We start from the raw sequence: 2,520 nt of genomic DNA, 5'->3' as shown, positions 1-2,520 counted from the left end.
ACGCGCCTGCTGGGATGGCACATCGACCTGCTCGAACATCGCGAGCGCTGGTTGCGGTTTGCGCACGGGAGCGCGCTCGACGCCATTCACGGTGAAGGTCCGGACTCGCTGCCCGCACTATTGCAACGCGCGCGCTTCGACGCGGCGCTGGTGATGAACCACAACGTGCATCTCGATGCGCGCTGCCTCACCCATCTCGCGGCGAGCGACATCGGTTACGTCGGTCTGCTCGGGCCCGCGGCGCGACGTGACGATCTGCTCGCGGAAATCGGCGCGGACGCAACGGCGCGATTGAAACCGCGCCTGCACGCGCCGGTCGGACTCGCCCTTGGCGGCGAAGGCGCTGAAGCGATCGGCATTGCGATCATCGCCGAACTGCAACGCGAGTTTGCGCGCGATGCGCGCCGGTGATTGTCGCGAGCCACACGGCGGTACTGCTCGCGGCTGGCGCATCCACCCGATTGGGCCGTCCGAAACAGTTGATTGAAATCGCCGGTGAAACGCTGCTGCATCGCGTCGCGCGCGCGCTGCTTGCAACGTCTCCGAGCGAACTGATCGTCGTGCTGGGTGACGATGCCGAGCGGATGCAGTCGGCCATCGATGATCTGCCGCTGCGCGTGGTGATCGCATCGGACTACGCCAGCGGCATGTCCGCGTCGCTGCGCGTCGGTATTGCCGCGATCGATGGCGACAGTGCCGGCGCGCTGATTGCATTGACTGATCAACCCGCGTTGGATCTGCCGCATCTGCTCGCGCTGCGCGACGCGTGGCGCGCTGCGCCGGCGCGCGCTATCGCGAGCGCGTACGCAGGAGTGCGTGGTGTGCCAGCGATTCTGCCGCGCGCTTGGTTTGCGGACATTGCGCGCCTTCACGGCGACGCCGGTGCGCGCGAGCTGCTGCGTGCGCGCGACGTCACTGCGATTGGGGCGCCAGCGCTGGCGACCGATATCGATCGCCCCGAAGACCTGCGTTGACGAGGCGCTCCATCCTTCGATCGACGGTCGGGTTGTCCATCACTTCGCTGTCAGCCTGCTGGTGCGTCGAATCATCGCGGTGTAGCCTCATTGCTTCCCCGCCAGCACGGAGACGCCCATGAATCTCGTCGTCAACGGCCAGCCCCATGACATCGACGCGCCAGCGGACATGCCGCTGTTGTGGGTGCTTCGTGACCTGATCGGCCTGACCGGTACCAAGTTCGGATGCGGTATGGCGCTGTGCGGCGCGTGCACCGTGCATGTGGATGGGCAGCCGGTGCGCTCCTGCGTGACGCCCGCCTCGTCGGTCGCCGGGAAAGCAATCACCACGATCGAGGGTCTGTCGCTCGATGGCTCCCATCCGGTGCAACGTGCCTGGCAGGAAGTGGACGTGGTGCAGTGCGGGTACTGCCAGTCCGGCCAGGTGATGACCGCGGTTGCGCTGATCCAGCAGAAACCCACACCGACCGACGCCGACATCGATGCAGCGATGGCTGGCAACCTGTGTCGCTGCGGAACCTACCAGCGCATTCGTTCGGCGGTGCATCGCGCCGCAGAACTGACGAAGGAGAGCGGCCATGTGGCGTAATCCTGTCGATGTGTCCGCTGATCCGTTGTCCGTATCTGGCGCGTTGGCCGTTGAAGGTTCGCTCGCCGGCGACGGCTTGAAGCGACGCGCGTTTCTGAAGACCGCTGCATCGCTCGGCGCGGGACTGGTCGTCGCCTGTTTCATTCCGACCGCAATCCGAAAGGCACTGGCAGCTGCCGCGCCGGCCGCGAAGTCAGCGGCGTCGCCGAATGCGTTCATCCGCATTGCGCCCGACAACACCGTCACCGTGCTGCTCAAACATTCGGAAATGGGCCAGGGCGTCTGGACGTCCATTCCAATGGTCGTCGCCGAGGAACTCGGTTGCGACTGGAATTCGATCAAGGTCGAGCACGCGCCGGCCGGCGCGGAGTACGCGCACAGCGCGTTCGGCATCCAGATGACCGGCGGCTCGACCAGTACGTGGGAATCGTTCGACCAGCTGCGCACCGCCGGCGCGGCAGCGCGCGAGATGCTGGTCGCCGCGGCCGCGACGACGATGGGCGTGAAAGCCGCCGACTGCCGTGTCGAGCAGGGCCGCGTGATCAGCGGCGCAAAGAAGGTGACCTTCGGTGAGGTCTCTGCTGCCGCCGCGAAGTTGCCCACACCGACCAACGTGAAACTCAAGGACGCGAAGGACTGGACCCTCATCGGCAAGCCGACGCGTCGCCTCGACAGCAAGGCCAAGGTCATGGGTGCGGCCGAGTTCGGCATCGACGTGAAACGTCCGGACATGGCCGTCGCACTGGTCGCGCGCGCGCCGGTGTTCGGCGCCACCCTCAAGACGTTCGACGCGGCAAAGGCGAAGGCAATTCCCGGCGTGATCGAGGTCATGCGTGTACCGAGCGGAGTCGCGGTGCTGGCTCAGCATTTCTGGGCCGCGAAGCAGGGGCGCGATGCGCTGGTGCTGGAGTGGGACGAAGGCTCGTTCGCCAGGGGATCGACCGCGGCGTTGCGCGA

At 66.4% G+C, this 2,520-nt stretch carries 4 protein-coding genes; all 4 read left to right on the top strand.

All coding sequences use genetic code 11. The features are described from left to right. Nucleotides 1-411, top strand: a 411-nt coding sequence (locus ABIV12_RS09125; RefSeq protein WP_348058476.1) for an XdhC family protein, incomplete at its 5' end; no start/stop codon positions are given. Then, the gene (locus ABIV12_RS09120) at nucleotides 408-974 is read left to right on the top strand and encodes a nucleotidyltransferase family protein (protein ID WP_348058474.1); all 567 of its coding nucleotides are present in this window, start codon (nucleotides 408-410) and stop codon (nucleotides 972-974) included. The genes ABIV12_RS09125 and ABIV12_RS09120, both read left to right, overlap by 4 nt. A gap of 118 nt (nucleotides 975-1,092) precedes the next feature. After that, on the top strand, nucleotides 1,093-1,563 hold the full coding sequence (locus tag ABIV12_RS09115) for a (2Fe-2S)-binding protein (RefSeq protein WP_348058472.1): 471 nt from the start codon (nucleotides 1,093-1,095) through the stop codon (nucleotides 1,561-1,563). Then, nucleotides 1,553-2,520 (top strand): molybdopterin cofactor-binding domain-containing protein (locus tag ABIV12_RS09110; protein WP_348058471.1); only part of this gene is annotated, 968 nt, incomplete at its 3' end. The genes ABIV12_RS09115 and ABIV12_RS09110, both read left to right, overlap by 11 nt.

It is taken from the genome of Dokdonella sp. (genome assembly GCF_039926425.1).
Taxonomy (GTDB): Bacteria; Pseudomonadota; Gammaproteobacteria; order Xanthomonadales; family Rhodanobacteraceae; genus Dokdonella_A.
Note: the sequence above shows the minus strand (reverse complement) of the source record. Positions and strands in the feature narration are given on the sequence as shown.

Bases quoted from the DNA above. Each gene is read 5' to 3' on its own strand.
- ABIV12_RS09115 (WP_348058472.1), top strand. From the start codon at position 1,093: ATGAATCTCGTCGTCAACGGCCAGCCCCATGACATCGACGCGCCAGCG.